A 15,058-nucleotide genomic window follows, 5' to 3' on the forward strand; every position below is an offset into this window, starting at 1 on the left:
GCCGTTGTGCGAACAATATCACAGGTTTGCGCCTGAAATGGGGAAGAGTTCGCAAGCACCCTTTCCCCCATGGATCGTTCGGACTATAGCGCGCCAATGTCTCAGTTTATCTACAAGATCGCGCCTGAAGCCATGTGGCGCGAAGCGGAACGGAACGGCCGCTTCACCGGGACGCCGATCGACATCGCCGACGGCTTCATCCACTTTTCCACCGCAACTCAAGTGCGCGAGACGGCGGCCAAGCATTTCGCCGGCCAGGCGGACCTGCTTCTCATCGCTGTCGACGCGGCAAAGCTGGGCAACGCGCTGAAATACGAGGTGTCGCGCGGCGGCGCCCTGTTCCCGCATCTCTACGCCGCGCTCGCCCTCGACGCCGTTCTCTGGGTGAGGCCGTTGCCGCTCGGCGCCGACGGCCACGAATTCCCGCCGCTGGAGGACGAATGAGCGTGCTCGACCGGATCGGCCAAAAGCTGCTTTTCTCGTTCGACCCGGAAACGGCGCATGGCCTGTCGATCGCGGCTTTGCGCTGCGGCCTGCCGGCCGCCTCGCCTCCCCCGCGCGACGAGCGGCTCGAGGTCAGCGTCTGCGGGCTCGATTTTCCGAACCCGCTCGGCATGGCGGCCGGCTACGACAAGAACGCCGAAGTGCCGGACGCGCTGCTTGGGCTTGGCTTCGGCTTCGCCGAGGTCGGCACCATCACGCCGCTGCCGCAATCGGGCAATCCAAAGCCGCGCATCTTCCGGCTGACCGCGGACGAAGCGGTGATTAACCGGCTCGGCTTCAACAATGAAGGGCATGGGGCCGCCGAAAGACGGCTTGGCGCGCGCAAAGGGCGGCCGGGTATTGTCGGCGTCAACATCGGCGCCAACAAGGACAGCGCCGACCGCATTGCCGACTATGAGCGCGGCGTCGCCCGCTTCGCGGCTCATGCCAGTTATCTGACGGTCAACATCTCCTCGCCCAACACGCCGGGCCTGCGCAACATGCAGGCGCGCGAGCAACTGGGCGAACTCCTGTTGCGCGTGGTGGCGGCGCGCGCGGCTGCGTCGGTTCAGCCGCCCATCTTCCTCAAGATCGCGCCGGACCTCGTCGACGCGGAACTGGAAGACATCGCCGCCGAAGTCATCGAGAAAAGGATCGACGGGGTCATCGTCTCCAACACGACGCTTGCCCGGGTCGGGTTGCGCAGCGCAAGTCTGGCCGGCGAAGCCGGCGGGCTGTCAGGCAAGCCGCTTTTCGAGCGCTCGACGGCGGTACTCGCCCGGATGCGCAAGCTGCTCGGCCCACAAGTGACGATCGTCGGGGTCGGCGGCGTCGACTCGGCGGAAACCGCGCTGGAGAAGATCCGCGCCGGCGCCGATCTCGTCCAGCTTTATACCGGCATGATCTATGCCGGCCCGGCGCTGCCTGGCCGCATCGTTGCCGGCATGGCGCGGTTTGTGGAGCGCGAGCGGCTTGGCTCGATCCAGGATTTGCGCGACTCGGCTTGCGAGCGCTGGGCTGCGAAGCCGATCACCTGAACGCCGTTCGCATCCTGAGCCTCAGCACCGCAAGCAGGCTGAAACCCCGCACCAGCAAGAAAACGTGCAGCGCGGCCCATAGGCCGTTGTTGCCGAAGGCGGGCGCCAGCGTGATCAGTGCCGCGGCGAAGGCCAGGAAGGACAGGAGCATCATGTTGCGCATGTCGCGCGACCAGGTGGCGCCGATGAAGACGCCGTCCATCTGGAAGGCAAGCACGCCGCTCAGCGCGGTGAAGGCGGCCCAGGGCAGATAAATGTCGGCGACCGCGCGGACCTCCGGAGCGGTTGTCACCATCGCCACCAGCTGTGCGCCGGCCGTCAGCAGGATAAGACTGGCGACAGCCGCCAGGCCAACGCCCCAGATCAGCGTCAGCCGGACGGCTTGCCGGAAAGGAGCGGCCGCATGCGCGCCGATGGCGCGGCCTGCCAATTGCTCGGCTGCGGTGGCAAAGCCGTCCAAGAAATAGCCGGCGACGAGGAAGAAGTTCATCAGCACGGCATTGGCGGCGAGCGTCACCGTGCCAAACTGCGCGCCCTGCCTGGTGAACAGCGCGAAGGCGGCAAGCAGCGAGAAGGAGCGGATCATGATATCGCGGTTGAGCGACAGCATGCGCCGGTAGGCCGGCAGGTCGAGGATGCGCCGGCGTGACGGCCGCTCCAGCTTGCGGAACCGCCTCAGCACGATGGCAAGGCCGAGCAGCATGGCCAGGAACTCGCCGGTGACGGTCGCCCAGGCAACGCCCGCCACGCCCCAGCCGAGCTCGAGGCCGAGCAGGAAGCAGAGCAGGATGTTGATGCCGTTGAGCACGGCCTGCAGCATCAGCCCTATCCCGCCCTCGCCACGCCCCAGCACGTAGCCCAAGATGGCGTAGTTGATGAGCGAGAAGGGCGCGGCAATGAGCCTGATGCGGATATAGACCGACATCGCCGCGCTGACACGCGGCTCGGCGCCCATGAACCACTGGCCGCCTACCGCAAACAGCGGCGCAAGTGCTGCAAGCACCACGCCGGCGACGACCGCGATCAGCACGGCCCGCCAGAGCACCGCCTGCTCCTCCAGCGGATCGCCGCGTCCGAAAGCCTGGGCGACGAGGCCGGTGGTGCCGGAGCGCAGGAAGTTGAAGGTGGTGAAGACGACGTCGAAGACCAGCGCGCCTGCGGCCAGACCGCCGAGAAGAGCCGCATCGCCGAACTGCCCGATCACCGCGGTGTCGACGATGCCGAGCAGCGGCGTCGTCAGATAGGCAAGGGTCATCGGCACAGCGATCGCCAGCACCGACCGGTTGGTGACGATGAAGGTCCCGGCGTTGATGTGGGTCGCACCCTTGTCCAAGGATTGCTGCCTTGCTCATTGCGGCTTGCTAGAACGGCCGATGTGCCCCAGTTTGCCGCTGCCGCGCAATCGCCATCGGGTGACGGCCAACCGAATTCCAGCTCTGGCGCAGGCCGCCCCATCATGCCTTTGCAGATCGTCCACCATCCCGACTATGACGCCGGCTTTGCCGTCAATCACCGCTTTCCGATGAGCAAATATCCGTTGCTGATGGAGGCTTTGCACAGCCGCGGGCTGGCAGCAGCGGGAGCGCTTTCGATGCCGGAACGGGCGCCGGCGGCGTGGCTCAAGCTCGCGCACGAGGCCGGCTATGTCGACCAGGTGCTCACTTGCGAGGTGCCTGAAAAGCTCGAGCGCGAGATCGGCTTCCCGGTCAGCCAGCGCGTGTCATTGAGAGCGCAGCTAGCAACGGCAGGCACGGTGCTGGCGGCGCGGCTGGCGCTGAAACACGGCATAGCCTGCAACGCCGCCGGCGGCAGCCACCATGCCAGGCGTGCCCAAGGCGCGGGCTTCTGCACCTTCAACGACGTGGCCGTGGCTTCCCTGGTCCTGCTTGCGGAGGGCGCCATCGAAAACATCCTGGTCGTCGATCTCGACGTGCATCAGGGCGACGGCACGGCGGACATTTTGAAGGATGAGCCGCGCGCCTTCACCTTTTCCATGCATGGCGAACGCAATTATCCGGCGCGCAAGATCGCCTCCGATGTCGATATCGCGCTGCCGGACGGCACCGGCGACGCTGCCTATCTCGACCGGCTCGGCGCCATTCTTCCAGAGCTTTGCGCAAGGCGGCGCTGGGACATCGTGTTCTACAATGCCGGCGTGGATGTCCATGCCGAGGACCGGCTTGGCCGGCTGACATTGACCGACAACGGCCTGCGCAGCCGCGAGGAGCTGGTCATCAGCTATTTCCGCAAGGCCGGCATCCCGCTATGCGGCGTCATCGGCGGCGGCTATTCGAGCGACGTGCCGGCGCTTGCCGCGCGCCACGCCATTCTGTTCGAGGTCGCGGCCGAGTATGCTGACGCTCGCCAGGCTACTTCCTGTAGCTCGCGATCCTGAGCAGGATAAAGGCGGGCACGACGATCGCGGCGCCGAGCAGGATATAGCCCAGGAAGCGGTCGAGAGTATGGAAGCCGAGGTTCCACAGGTCGATGAAGAACTGGCGGATGCCGTAGAGCACGTCCATCGGCGACCAGCCGAAAGCGTGCATGACGAGGCCGACGAGGAAGGAAACCACCAGCAGCTTCACAAGCACCCTGAGTGGCGTATCGCCGAGAAAGCGGGTCAGTGCGGACAAGGCCGTTCTCCGGTTCGAGCTGCCCGATTCGGGGCGCGACCTCAGAAATACGCACTCGGATACCCGGCATCAAGCCGAAGCCCGCAGCGCAAAGCTATCCTGCTGGCGGCCTTGATAGCCCAATCCGGCCGGCACACGTGGCTCGCACGGTCAGATTCGCCATCGGAAGATGCGGGCCCAAAGCGGCCGGTCGCGGTAGACTTCCCTGGAGCGCCACAGCCTGTTGTAGCGGTTGCCGCCGCCGATACCGAGGTGCGATATCGGCTTGCCGCCCCGCTTGCGCTTGATCGCGACCGGCTCGCCATCATGGCTGAGGCAATGGCCAAAATCCGCGGACGGCTGAAGAGGCGCGGCAGACGGCACCGACCTGAGGGCTTCGCCGACGATGAGGTCTTCCGGCTCGCAGGTCAGCGCGACGGCCTTGCCGAACAAGGTCGGGCCTGTGGGGCAGAGCGCGGTCGGCCCGTAATATTCCCGTTTCACATTGGCGCAGACAAGCTCGATCGCCTTGGCGAGCGCCTTGTGGCGAGGCGGCGCGGCAACAACCCCGATGCTGGTGTCCCACGGGGTCGAGCTGAGGAAATCGCGAAAGATCGACAATTTTCCATCAGCGCGAGGCACTCCGCGCAGGAAGAAATAGGAAAGATCGGCATAAAGGCCGCCTTGCTCATAAAGCAGACAATATTTGGCGAGGTCCGCCTTGTATGAATAAGGTCGCAGCGTCCTGAAAGCCGAAAGCACCTCTGCTCCGAAATGCGTCGAAATGAACTCCGCCAACGCCGCTTCCCGGAAAAGGCGGTGCTCTTCGCCAGGATGAGCAGCCGTGAGCGAGTGGATGTTTTCGGCAACGAGCCCGGAAAGGTGCTCGCTGCCGTCGTCGGTGATCAGAATGCTGAAGAGAGGCATCCGGCTTCCGTCTCGATCAGGGTGCCTTGGTGAGCCTTCAACTTGCCCCAGTCGCGCCACTGGTGGGGACTGGCCTTCAGATAGGCCAGGTGCCGATCGGCGAAGTCTTGCGCGGCGCTCTGGATCAGTTCGGCCTTGTGCTGGCCGCGATCAAGATCGATCGGATTTTCCACAGTCACCCGTATCTTGCCTGTGCTGTCGTCACGAACGACGAAGACCGGCAGCAGGGGAGCGCCGGCGATCCTGGCCAAGCGGGGCGCGCCGCCGGCAAATTCAATGGCCGACTGGCCGATCCGCGCGCGCACCAGCAGCTCACCCTCCCAGGCGCCAGCGGTGATGGACGCAAACTTGCCTTGGCGAAGCAACCGCCTCGCCTCGTTCATGCTGGCGGCGGGATTGGCGCGGTCTATCACGATACGGCCCGCCGCATATCTGAGCTCGACGCAGGTTCTGATCGGGTTGAGGAACCGGATGCCGAAGCGCGATTTCGAGAAACCATGCTCCGGCCTGCTGACGTGAGAGACGTCGAAGCCGGCTTTGGCGAAAACCATCTTCGCCGCAAGCGCGTTGAAGGCGAAATGCGCAATCCACAGGACGGCGCCACGGCCCTGTTCGCGCGCCGCATCGAGATGCTCGGCGCCGAGGAGTTCGATCTCGGGTCGCCAGCCGACGAGCCACTCGCGGACGATCTGGATGTTGTGTTCACTGCGCATCGCGTCGACTCGGAGCCGGTCTTCCCGGCCGGCTATGCCAAAGGCGGCAAGGTCCGGTTGGTCATCAACGTCGCGCCGAGACTCAGGCGCCCGTTTCAGCCGCTCCAGCCAAAGGCAGACACTGCGCCATCTCTTCTCAGGCAAGAAAAGAGAGACGAATACAAAAACAGGAAGCCTCAGCAGGAATGCGAGATCTTCCACAGCAAAGGCTTTTCCGGAGCGAGAGGCTCGCTTCCTTTTCCGAACATTGATTTCCAAGCTGGGTCCCCACCCTTAACCCCTGAGCCATTACCATGTTGCGAGGCGGCGTCAAAGCGCCGGTGGATGGCTCTCGGCTTTCAATGCATCGCCGATTGCTAGATGCGGGGCCATCATGGTAACGAGGCTGTTGCGCGGGTATGATGTAATGGTAGCCTGTCAGCTTCCCAAGCTGAACGCGCGGGTTCGATTCCCGCTACCCGCTCCATCCCTCGCTACAGTGCCACCCGGCCCGCTGCGATCAGGCAGAGCGTCTCAAGCGGCCGATGGCGAATGCGATCGTTGCCGCTTGCCGGTCAGGCCAACACCCCGCAGAGGGGAAGATGCTTTGCCGCCTCGGCGGCTTCCATCCGCACGATGGTGTGCGACAGGCCGCCGTGTTCCTCGATCCACTGCCGTACCCAGTCGGGATATTGCGAGATCAGGTACTGCGCGGCGATTGCGTTCTCATGGGCGCCGACGCCGTAAGGCAGATGGAAGCCGAAGGATGCACGCGGCGTGATGCAAAGCTGCTCGGCGGGCAAAGACAGATAGAGCGTGCAGGCGCTGTCGCAGGCACCGTCAAATTCCACAGGCTCGTTCGCGGCGCGCAGCTCGGCGACGTGCAAAGCGAAGATCACGATCTGACCGCCGGGATTTTCCTGCACCGTTTCGGCATCTGCGGGCAGCGTTGTCAGGGCGGCGGCGAGGAACGCTAGCGCCTTGGCTATCAGCCTCCGCTTAACCCGCGCGCGCGGCAGATCGGCGTGCATGTTGGTGACCTCGCTCATCCGGCGAGACCAAGGCTAACATTGCGATGGTTAACAACAGGCAGCTTTGAAAACATCGAACATCCAGATCGCCCAACTGCCCGCATCCTCTCAACAGCAGGGGGACTGGAAAATCAACGTGCTTTTTGACCGCACTCCGAAGGGAGCCACCTCGTTCGGCGAAAGCGCGCAAACGAAAGAGCCGCTCGAAAGGCGAGGGGCTTGGGCCCTAGAAGAGGATCGCCGCGCGATCTATGGCGAAAAAGAAGCCAGCCACCTTGCGGCGGCCGGCTCTGGACCGGTTGAGCAATCCAGGACCACGTCTCGGTCCGGAATTCCGTAAAAACAGTTCTTTACTGCGGGTGAGCGGCTCTTATCCAAAGCTGAACCGCTATGGACCCCTAAAGCCAAAAGCCAATCCAAACACGTTCGCGCCAGCAGCGGCGACGCCAGCGGCCACGACGCCAGTAGCGGCGGCAAACACGTCTCCAAACGCGGCGCCGTCTGCGGCGGCGACGGCCGTGATGCCAATGACGATGGTAAACCTGCTCCACTTCAGCCCGTTCGTCTCCATCCTCGAAGACGGCGGTATCGGGCTTATCGAGTTCATCGAGAATTCCGTTGCCGCTTGGAATTCCGGCAACCGCCCTACTGGGGCCAGCCAAGGTTGCAATTGCCGCTGCCCCCGCAACGCCAAGCATTCCAGTTAGAAACAAGCGACGTTCCATCAAAGACCTCCCGATAGTTCAGCATCGGCAGGTGGTTCCCTCACCCAAACGGGCTCCAGCGAACTGCCGATCTGTTTGAACGCACAGGTAGCATTCTCGTTCCATTACCCCACTTCGCGCAGGATGAAGTCGTGCAGCATCTTGGCGGCGGGCGAGAGCGCCCGGTTCCTGACCGTGATCAGGCTGTAGGGCCGGACCTCGATGTCGAACTCGGTCTGAACGACATCGATCGCTCCGGACAGCCCGTCGCCGCTCTGGATGAACTTGGCCACCTGTACTGAAACGGGGGCGATGGCGTCAGATTGCGCCACCATTACCAGCGTCAAGAGCAGCGACGAAGTGTTGAGGATGCGGTCGGGAAGCGGGATGCTGCGGTTCAAGAAATTGCTTTCCATCGCCTGGCGCAGGGGCGAGCCGCCGGACTGGAAGACCCAATCATAGGCAGCCGTCTCCTCCAGGCCGACCATCCCGCCGCCGGCAAGCGGATGGCCGCGGCGCACGATCAGGCAGGCCTTCTCGATGCCGATGACGCGCGATTCGAACAGCCGCGGATTGAGGTCGTCGGGGATGCGGGCGATGATAAAGTCGTGGCGGGAGGCGATCAGCTCGCGGGCGAGCACGTTCGAGGTCTCGACCTGCATGGTGATCTCGATGCGCGGATAGATGCGGCGGATCTCGCGAATCGCCGGCACCGCCAGCTCGATCGCCGGCGCGGTCACGGCGCCGAGAAACACCGAGCCGCCTTTGCCTGCCTTGAGCTCCGAAATCTCCCGGTCGGCTTCGCGCATTTCGAGCAGGATGGAGCGGGCGCGCCTGGCGAGCGCCTGACCGTAAGGGGTCAGCGTCACGCCGCGCGGCAGCCGCTCGCATAATTTCACGTCGAGCACCGCCTCCATCTCGGCAATTATGCGCGAGGCCGCCGGCTGGGAAATATTCATAACCTGGGCGGCGGCGCTCACCCGTCCGTGATCGTCGAGCGCGGCGATCATCCGCATATGGCGCAGGCTCAGGCCGCTGCGCAGCAGCGTTTCACCGTCCCCCGGAAGCTTCTCGTAATTTCCTGAAATCGTATCAGGATCGCGCAGCGCCGCCATGATTTCCCAGCCTCTCCGGCAGTTCTCTGCGCTACGCTAAATCATACCAGTTTCGGTATAGCAACCAGCAAAGATCGCATTTGACAGTTATGTCAAAGGGACACACCCTTCGCGCGTTCCGAGACGCAGCGATCGGCAACGAGCAAAATCGTATCGATTGAAACTGCGTCGCGGGGCCGATTGGGAGGATACCGGAGATCGATAAAGCCGACAGAGGCGCGATTGCGCTCCTGTTCGACTGCGCGGCCCGCGAAGCCCCGAGGTGTCGCGTCCATCAACCAGGGAGAGTAAATGTGAAGATCATCAAGACGCTGGCCGCCGTCGCGGCCCTTGGCATTGCCGCCACGACCTATTCGGCGCACGCCGCCGACAAGGGTCTCGTCGGCGTGCTGATGCCGACCAAAACCTCGCAGCGCTGGATCAACGACGGCGACGCCGTCAAGTCCCAGCTCGAAGCGCTGGGCTACACGGTCGACCTGCAATACGCGCAGGACGATATCCCGAACCAGCTCAGCCAGTTGGAAAACGAGATCACGAAAGGCCCGAAGGCGCTGATCATCGCTTCGATCGACGGCACCACCATGGCCGATGCGCTGCAGAAGGCCAATGACGCAGGCGTCGTCACCATCGCCTATGATCGCCTGATCAAGAAGACCCCGAATGTCGACTACTACACCACCTTCGACAATTTCGGCGTCGGCGTGATCCAGGCGAATTCCCTGGTCAAGGGCCTCAAGGAGCGCTTCCCGAACACCAAGCCGTGGAACGTCGAGCTGTTCGGCGGCTCGCCCGACGACAACAACGCCTTCTTCTTCTACAACGGCGCGATGTCGGTTCTGCAGCCGCTGATCGACGACGGCTCGATCAAGATCAAGTCCGGCCAGATGGGCATGGACAAGGTCGGCACGCTGCGCTGGCTCGCCGCCACCGCACAGGCCCGCATGGACAACCTGCTCTCGGCCAACTACTCGGACGGCAGCCGCGTCGATGGCGTTCTTTCGCCCTATGACGGCCTGTCGCGCGGCATCACCGCCTCGCTGCGCGCTGTCGGCTACGGCACGGATGCTCAGCCCTGGCCGATCGTGACCGGTCAGGACGCCGAGACCGCCTCGGTCAAGCTGATCATTTCGGGCGAGCAGTATTCGACCGTGTTCAAGGACACCCGCGAGCTGGCCAAGGCCACCGTGCAGTTGGTCGACAAGGTGCTCTCCGGCGGCAAGCCCGACGGCCTCGACACCAAGACCTACAACAACGACGTCAAGGTCGTTCCCTCGATTCTCTTGACGCCGCACGAGGTCGACAAGTCGAACTACAAGGCGCTGGTCGTCGACTCCGGCTACATCAAGGCCGAAGAGCTGAAGTAATCCAGCCTTTAAGGGAGGGGTCCTGCGCGACGCAGGGCCCCTTTTCGTTCAGAAGCGACCCCGGTATTGTTTTTGCCGGCTTCTGCAGCGCCATGCGCCATCGCGCGCGAGCCAGACTGCAGTATGTTGATTTCGCGCATAACGCCTTCCGGAAACGGAAGGCCTGCGCCAGGGAGCGGAATTCCTAATGAGCTCGACGATTTTGGAGATGCGCGACATCACCAAGACGTTCCCCGGCGTGAAGGCGCTGTCGAACGTCAACCTCAGCGTCGAGGAAGGAGAGATCCACGCCATCGTCGGCGAGAATGGCGCCGGCAAATCGACGCTGATGAAGGTGCTGTCGGGCGTCTACCCGACCGGTACCTATGAAGGCGAGATCGTCTTTCGCGGCCAGGAATGCCACTTCAAGGGTATCCATGACAGCGAGCATATCGGCATCGTCATCATCCACCAGGAACTTGCCCTGGTGCCGATGCTGTCGATCGCGGAAAACATCTTCCTCGGCAACGAGCACGCCAGCTACGGCGTCATCGACTGGAACGCCAACGAGAAGCGCACCAAGGCCCTGCTCGACAAAGTCGGCTTGAAGGAAGATCCCAAGACGCTGATCACCAATATCGGCGTCGGCAAGCAGCAACTGGTCGAGATCGCCAAGGCGCTCAGCAAGGAAGTGAAGCTGCTGATCCTTGACGAGCCGACTGCCTCGCTCAGCGAAAAGGACAGCCAGGCGCTGCTCGATCTTCTGCTCGAGTTCAAGCGCCAGGGCATGACCTCGATCCTGATCTCGCACAAGCTCAACGAGGTGAACCGCGTCGCCGACAAGGTGACGGTGATCCGCGACGGGCGCACCATCGAGACCCTGCCCAGGAAGGACATCAGCGAGGACCGGATCATCACTTCGATGGTCGGCCGCTCGCTCGACGACCGCTACCCGCCGCGCGAGCCGCAGATCGGCGAGGTTATTTTCGAAGTGAAAAACTGGTCGGTGTACCATCCGATCCACGCCGAGCGGCAGGTGATCAAGAATGTCAACCTCAACGTGCGCAAGGGCGAGGTGGTCGGCATTGCCGGGCTGATGGGCGCCGGCCGCACCGAATTCGCGATGAGCCTGTTCGGCCGTTCCTATGGCCGGCATATCAGCGGCGAGGTCCTGCTCAGGGGTAAGCCTCTCGATCTTTCGACGGTGAGCAAGGCGGTGGAGAACCGGATCGCCTATGTCACCGAGGACCGCAAGACCTTTGGCCTCAACCTCATCGACCACATCAAGCACAATGTGACGCTGGCCAATTTGGGAGGCGTCTCCAGCCGCGGCGTCATCGACGACATGCGCGAGATGAGCGTCGCCAACGACTATCGCAAGAAGACCAACATCCGCGCATCCAGCGTCTATCAGCTGACCGGCAATCTTTCGGGCGGCAACCAGCAAAAGGTGGTGCTGTCGAAATGGCTGTTCGCCGACCCGGAAGTGCTGATCCTCGACGAACCGACGCGCGGCATTGACGTCGGCGCCAAGTACGAAATCTACACGATCATCGCCCGCCTCGCCGCCGAGGGAAAGGCAATCGTCGTCATCTCGTCGGAAATGCCGGAATTGCTCGGCATCACCGACCGCATCTATGTCATGAACGAAGGGCGTATCGTCGGCGAAATGGCGGCAAGCGACGCCAGCCAGGAAAAGATCATGCGCGCCATCGTTCGGGGAGAAGGAAAAAAAGCCTCATGAGCACAGAAAGCGCTCCCGCGCCGCAGAGCGGCGTCGCCGAAGACGTCAAGCATGGTCCGCGTGTCGCCGTTTCGGCGCTGACGACGAACCTGCGCGAATACGGCCTGATCATCGCGCTGATCGTCATCATGCTGTTCTTCCAGTACACGACGTCCGGCACGCTGTTCAAACCGGTCAACCTCAGCAACCTGGTGCAGCAGAACTCGTTCATCATCGTGATGGCGCTTGGCATGCTGCTGGTGATCGTCGCCGGCTATATCGACCTCAGCGTGGGATCGGTCGCCGGCTTCATCGGCGCGCTTGCCGCAATGATGATGGTCATCTGGCCGCTCGGGATATTCAGCAATCCGCTGGTGGTCTCTATCATTTGCCTGATCGTCGGTGCGCTTATCGGCGCGGCGCAAGGCTATTGGATCGCCTATCACCGAATACCGAGCTTCATCGTGACGCTGGCGGGTATGCTGATCTTCCGCGGCATATGCCAGGCACTGCTTGGCGGCGGCTCCTCGGTCGGCCCGCTTCCCGACAGCTTCAAGGCGTTGAGCTCCGGCTTCATCCCCGACGTCATCGGCCCGCTGACGCTCATTCCGCCGACGGTGAATGCCGCCGGCAAGACCATCGTCGGCAGCGGCCTTACGCTGCACATGACGACGATCGTGCTCGGTCTGGTCGCCGTGCTCGCCTATGCCTATTTCGGCTTCAGAACACGGCGTAAGCGCGAACGGCATGGCTATGAGGCCGAGCCCTTCCCGCTGTTCGTCGTCAAGACGCTGGTCGGCAGCGCGCTGGCGCTGTTCCTGGTCTTCCAGTTCGCCAGCTACAGGGGCCTGCCGGTGGTGCTTCTGGTGATGGGCGTGCTGATCTCGCTGTTCGTCTTCGTCACCAAGCGCATGACCATCGGCCGCCGCATCTATGCGATGGGCGGCAACGCCAAGGCGGCGCAGCTGTCGGGCATCAACACCGAACGGCTGACGCTGCTCGTCTTCATCAACATGGGCGTGCTGTCGGCGCTCGGCGGCCTGATCATCGCCGCTCGCCTCGGCCAGGCCGTCCCGGCCGCAGGTCTGGGCAGCGAACTCGACGTGATCGCCGCCGTCTTCATCGGCGGCGCCTCGGCGATGGGCGGCGTCGGACAGGTCATCGGCGCCGTGGTCGGCGGCTTCATCATGGGCGTGATGAACAACGGCATGTCGATCATGGGCGTCAATGTCGACTGGCAGCAGGTGGTCAAAGGCCTGGTGCTGCTCGGTGCCGTCATCTTCGACGTCTACAACAAGAACAAGGCGTAGAGGCCGGAGGCAAGGACTAAGGAGGCATACGGGTTCTAGATCGCGAAGCTGCCGGCAACCCGTCGGCGCGAAGAAGTCCTGGAAGGACCAGGCTCGCGAGTGCAATCCGGACGAAGAGTTTCAACCGTGGCGCGGATCGGTTCCGGGCCGCGCCGGTCAAGGCTTGCCAATCGGCAGCCGGGCCAAGGCAAAAGAGAGAGGGTTCATCATGCTGATTTCCCAGATCCTCGATGACGCCGAGACGATCCGCGTTGTTGCCCGCAGCGGCGGCAAGACCCGGATCATCAACGGCGCGCGCAGCGTCTATTCGCTGGCGATGGAGGCAGCACGCACCGGCACCGGGCTCGAGGCGCTGATCGAGCGCAAGGGCTATGGCGAGACGGTCGACCTCGACGCCGTCTACAAGAAGGGACGCCTGGTGTCGCCTATCAACCATCCCGACCCCGCGCATCTCCACCTTACCGGCACCGGGCTTACACATCTCGGCTCCGCCGCGACGCGCGATTCCATGCACAAGAAGCTCAGCGACGGCGAGGAGCAACTCACCGATTCCATGAAGATGTTCCGCATGGGGCTGGAGGGCGGCAAGCCGGCAAAGGGCGAGATCGGCGTGCAGCCGGAATGGTTCTACAAGGGCAACGGCACCATGGCGGTGGCGCCCGGTGCCGCGCTGATGTCGCCGGCCTTCGCGCAAGACGCCGGCGAGGAGCCGGAGATCGCCGGCATCTATGTCATCGGCGACGACGGCGCGCCGTTCCGCGTCGGCTTCACGCTGTCCAACGAGTTTTCCGACCATGTGACCGAGCGCGTGAACTACCTGTTCCTCGCCCATTCCAAGCTGCGCAACGCCTCGTTCGGACCGGAAATCCTGATCGGCGAGCTGCCCGCCGACATCAGGGGCTCTTCACGAATCTGGCGCGACGGCAAAGTGCTTTGGGAAAAGCCGTTCCTGTCCGGCGAGGCGAACATGTCGCACACCATCGCCAATCTCGAGCATCACCACTTCAAATATTCGGCCTTCCGCCAGCCGGGCGACGTGCATGTGCACATGTTCGGCACCGCCACACTCTCGTTCGCAGACGGCGTCAGGACCGAAGAAGGCGACACGTTCGAGATCGAGGCCAAGGATTTCGGCCTGCCGCTGCGCAACCCGCTCGAGATCGAGAAGCCAGTGAAGGTGGCGGTGAAGGCGCTGTGAGGTTAGAGCGTGATCTCCCCCACGAGGGGGGAGATTGGCAGCTTCAACCTCAATAAATATCGAAATCGAAATACTTCGACTGGATCTTCTCGTAGGTGCCGTCGGCAACGATGGCGTCGATTGCCGCGTTGAGGCGGTCGCGCAGAGCGGTGTCCTCCAGGCGCACGGCGATGCCGGCCTCGGTCTCGGTGCCCTTGACGTCGCCGACCAGCTTGCAGCAGCCGTCGCTCGCCTTCTTCATCCAGTCGACCAGCACGAACTTGTCCGAGATGACGGCGTCGAGACGGCCGTTGAGCAGATCGGTCACCGCCTCTTCCTGGGTCGGGTAGAGCTTCGCCTCGGCGCCGGCCTTGGCGTAGACGTCCTGGGCGTAGTTGGCCTGGGTGGTCGAGGCCTGGGCACCGACCGTCTTGCCGGCAAGCGAGGCCGGCTCGGTCGAGGCGATGTCGGCGTCCTTCAGGGCGACCAGCGCAAGCGGCGTCGTGTAGTATTTATGGGTGAAGGCGACCTGCTTCTTGCGTTCCTCGGTGATGCTCATCGAGGCGATGATGGCGTCGAATTTCTTGGCCTGCAGGGCCGGAATGATGCCATCCCAATCCTGGGTGACGATCTCGCATTCGACCTTCATCTGCGCGCAGAGCGCATTGGCGATGTCGATGTCGAAGCCTTCGACCTTGCCGTCCGGCGTGATGGTGTTGAAGGGCGGATAGGCACCCTCGGTGCCGATCTTGATCTTTTCGGCCGCGCCTACCGAACCGACGCCGAGCGCCAGCATGGCGGCGGCCGCAGCCGACAGGATCCATCTGGATATCTGCATTTTCATCCCCTTGGGTTCAGTTGCTACATGGTCGGACGCAGCCAAGCACGGCGCGCCAGGCCGGGC

General features: G+C 63.3%; 15 protein-coding genes and 1 tRNA gene. 9 read left to right on the forward strand and 7 right to left on the reverse strand.

Annotation, left to right across the window (positions count from 1 at the left end; genetic code table 11):
- Positions 1 to 96: 96 nt before the first annotated feature.
- Together CK215_RS22450 and CK215_RS22455 are read left to right on the forward strand one after the other, a co-directional pair.
- On the forward strand, positions 97 to 444 hold the full coding sequence (locus CK215_RS22450) for a DUF952 domain-containing protein (RefSeq protein WP_095832200.1): 348 nt from the start codon (positions 97 to 99) through the stop codon (positions 442 to 444).
- Positions 441 to 1,520 carry a quinone-dependent dihydroorotate dehydrogenase gene (locus tag CK215_RS22455; protein ID WP_095832201.1) on the forward strand — a complete coding sequence of 360 codons (1,080 nt, stop codon included), beginning with the start codon at positions 441 to 443 and terminating at the stop codon, positions 1,518 to 1,520. The genes CK215_RS22450 and CK215_RS22455 overlap by 4 nt, the downstream gene beginning before the upstream one ends.
- On the opposite strand, the gene CK215_RS22460 is transcribed toward CK215_RS22455, so the two are convergent.
- Positions 1,513 to 2,853, reverse strand: coding sequence for an MATE family efflux transporter (locus CK215_RS22460; protein WP_170950355.1), 1,341 nt, complete (start codon positions 2,851 to 2,853; stop codon positions 1,513 to 1,515). The genes CK215_RS22455 and CK215_RS22460 overlap by 8 nt on opposite strands.
- Positions 2,854 to 2,976: 123 nt before the next feature.
- Here CK215_RS22460 and CK215_RS22465 point away from each other — a divergent pair, with 123 nt between their 5' ends.
- Positions 2,977 to 3,915 (forward strand): histone deacetylase, encoded by a 939-nt coding sequence (locus tag CK215_RS22465; RefSeq protein WP_095832202.1) that lies wholly within the window; start codon positions 2,977 to 2,979, stop codon positions 3,913 to 3,915.
- Here CK215_RS22465 and CK215_RS22470 read toward each other — a convergent pair.
- From CK215_RS22470 to CK215_RS22480, 3 genes are all read right to left on the reverse strand, one after another.
- The gene (locus CK215_RS22470; protein WP_066996803.1) at positions 3,890 to 4,153 is read right to left on the reverse strand and encodes a DUF6460 domain-containing protein; all 264 of its coding nucleotides are present in this window, start codon (positions 4,151 to 4,153) and stop codon (positions 3,890 to 3,892) included. The genes CK215_RS22465 and CK215_RS22470 overlap by 26 nt on opposite strands.
- A 150-nt stretch (positions 4,154 to 4,303) precedes the next feature.
- On the reverse strand, positions 4,304 to 5,059 hold the full coding sequence (locus CK215_RS22475) for a glycosyltransferase (RefSeq protein WP_066996800.1): 756 nt from the start codon (positions 5,057 to 5,059) through the stop codon (positions 4,304 to 4,306).
- Positions 5,038 to 6,030, reverse strand: a complete 993-nt coding sequence (locus CK215_RS22480; RefSeq protein WP_141245512.1) for a hypothetical protein — start codon at positions 6,028 to 6,030, stop codon at positions 5,038 to 5,040. Before CK215_RS22480 ends, CK215_RS22475 begins: the two co-directional genes overlap by 22 nt.
- Before the next feature lie 134 nt (positions 6,031 to 6,164).
- Here CK215_RS22480 and CK215_RS22485 point away from each other — a divergent pair.
- A tRNA-Gly gene (locus CK215_RS22485) sits at positions 6,165 to 6,238 on the forward strand.
- Between the two features lie 88 nt (positions 6,239 to 6,326).
- On the opposite strand, the gene CK215_RS22490 is transcribed toward CK215_RS22485, so the two are convergent.
- Positions 6,327 to 6,800: a hypothetical protein gene (locus CK215_RS22490; RefSeq protein WP_095832204.1), complete on the reverse strand. Its 474-nt coding sequence runs from the start codon at positions 6,798 to 6,800 to the stop codon at positions 6,327 to 6,329.
- A 233-nt stretch (positions 6,801 to 7,033) separates the two neighbouring features.
- Between CK215_RS22490 and CK215_RS31395 the strand changes: the two genes are divergently transcribed.
- A complete protein-coding gene (locus CK215_RS31395; protein ID WP_170950356.1) occupies positions 7,034 to 7,489 on the forward strand; it encodes a hypothetical protein in 456 nt (151 codons plus the stop codon).
- A gap of 122 nt (positions 7,490 to 7,611) precedes the next feature.
- On the opposite strand, the gene CK215_RS22505 is transcribed toward CK215_RS31395, so the two are convergent.
- Positions 7,612 to 8,601, reverse strand: a complete 990-nt coding sequence (locus tag CK215_RS22505; RefSeq protein WP_095832205.1) for a LysR substrate-binding domain-containing protein — start codon at positions 8,599 to 8,601, stop codon at positions 7,612 to 7,614.
- A 293-nt stretch (positions 8,602 to 8,894) separates the two neighbouring features.
- Between CK215_RS22505 and chvE the strand changes: the two genes are divergently transcribed.
- The 4 genes from chvE (at position 8,895) to araD1 (ending at position 14,175) form a co-directional block, all read left to right on the forward strand.
- Positions 8,895 to 9,965 carry a multiple monosaccharide ABC transporter substrate-binding protein gene (gene chvE / locus CK215_RS22510; RefSeq protein WP_066996783.1) on the forward strand — a complete coding sequence of 357 codons (1,071 nt, stop codon included), beginning with the start codon at positions 8,895 to 8,897 and terminating at the stop codon, positions 9,963 to 9,965.
- Between the two features lie 187 nt (positions 9,966 to 10,152).
- Positions 10,153 to 11,688 (forward strand): multiple monosaccharide ABC transporter ATP-binding protein, encoded by a 1,536-nt coding sequence (mmsA, locus tag CK215_RS22515; RefSeq protein WP_067322747.1) that lies wholly within the window; start codon positions 10,153 to 10,155, stop codon positions 11,686 to 11,688.
- The gene (gene mmsB / locus CK215_RS22520; RefSeq protein ID WP_095832206.1) at positions 11,685 to 12,977 is read left to right on the forward strand and encodes a multiple monosaccharide ABC transporter permease; all 1,293 of its coding nucleotides are present in this window, start codon (positions 11,685 to 11,687) and stop codon (positions 12,975 to 12,977) included. The genes mmsA and mmsB overlap by 4 nt, the downstream gene beginning before the upstream one ends.
- A 208-nt stretch (positions 12,978 to 13,185) precedes the next feature.
- Entirely contained in the window at positions 13,186 to 14,175 is a 990-nt protein-coding gene (gene araD1, locus CK215_RS22525) for an AraD1 family protein (RefSeq protein WP_066996775.1), read from the forward strand.
- A 49-nt stretch (positions 14,176 to 14,224) separates the two neighbouring features.
- Here the strand turns inward: araD1 and CK215_RS22530 are convergent, their stop codons facing one another.
- Positions 14,225 to 14,992 (reverse strand): ABC transporter substrate-binding protein, encoded by a 768-nt coding sequence (locus tag CK215_RS22530; RefSeq protein WP_095832230.1) that lies wholly within the window; start codon positions 14,990 to 14,992, stop codon positions 14,225 to 14,227.
- Positions 14,993 to 15,058 lie beyond the last annotated feature (66 nt).

Source organism: Mesorhizobium sp. WSM3864, assembly GCF_002294955.1.
Classification (GTDB): domain Bacteria; phylum Pseudomonadota; class Alphaproteobacteria; order Rhizobiales; family Rhizobiaceae; genus Mesorhizobium.